The 722-nt window shown below is 68.1% G+C and carries 1 protein-coding gene; it reads left to right on the top strand.

All coding sequences use genetic code 11. The annotated features are described in order from the left end of the window. On the top strand, positions 1 to 722 hold a 722-nt coding region (locus MBTS_RS23440; protein ID WP_192216618.1), incomplete at both ends, for a hypothetical protein.

Here is a 722-nt window from a genome sequence, read left to right as displayed (position 1 = left end):
ACTCGTCATCGTCTCTCTCCTGGCCCTGTTCGTCGGCGCGCTGCTCGAGCGGACGATCCTCGGCGAGGCGATGATGCGCTCCCTCGACCGGGTCACGGCCTGGGCGCGGGAGAACACCGAGCTGATGTTCCGCGCGGTCTGCGGCGGCTTCTTCGTCTCGCTCTGGACGCTCGGCGGCGTCATCCTCACGCCCGAGCTCACCACCACCAGCACCGCCCTGCCCTGGTTCCAGCTCGCCATCGCCGCCGGATTCCTGTGGCGGCAGACGATGCCGCTCTCGGCTCTCGGCATCGTCGTCCTGTTCGGGATCGCGGTGGCGAATTACGGCGTGTTCCACCTGGCCGACTACCCCGTCTTCCTCGGTGTCGCCGCCTATCTCGCCCTGACGGGCCTCCGGCGGGAGCTGTTCGGGATCCGGCCCCTCGACATCGTCCGCTACTCGGCCGCCGTGACGCTGATGTGGGCCTCGGTGGAGAAATGGGCCTATCCGCAATGGTCCTACCCGCTCTTCATCGACCGCCCGGAACTGACGATGGGGTTCGACGGCGCCTTCTTCATGAAGGCCGCCGGCGCGGTGGAATTCGCCCTCGCCTTCGCGCTGATCTGCACGCCCCTGGTGCGCCGCCTGGCGGCGATCGTGCTCGCGGCGGCCTTCGTCTCCGCGATCTTCGAGTTCGGCAAGGTCGATGCGATCGGCCATTCCCCGATCATCGTGGCGATGG

This window comes from Methylobacterium bullatum, assembly GCF_014845095.1.
GTDB lineage: Bacteria > Pseudomonadota > Alphaproteobacteria > Rhizobiales > Beijerinckiaceae > Methylobacterium > Methylobacterium bullatum.
Note: the sequence above shows the minus strand (reverse complement) of the source record. Positions and strands in the feature narration are given on the sequence as shown.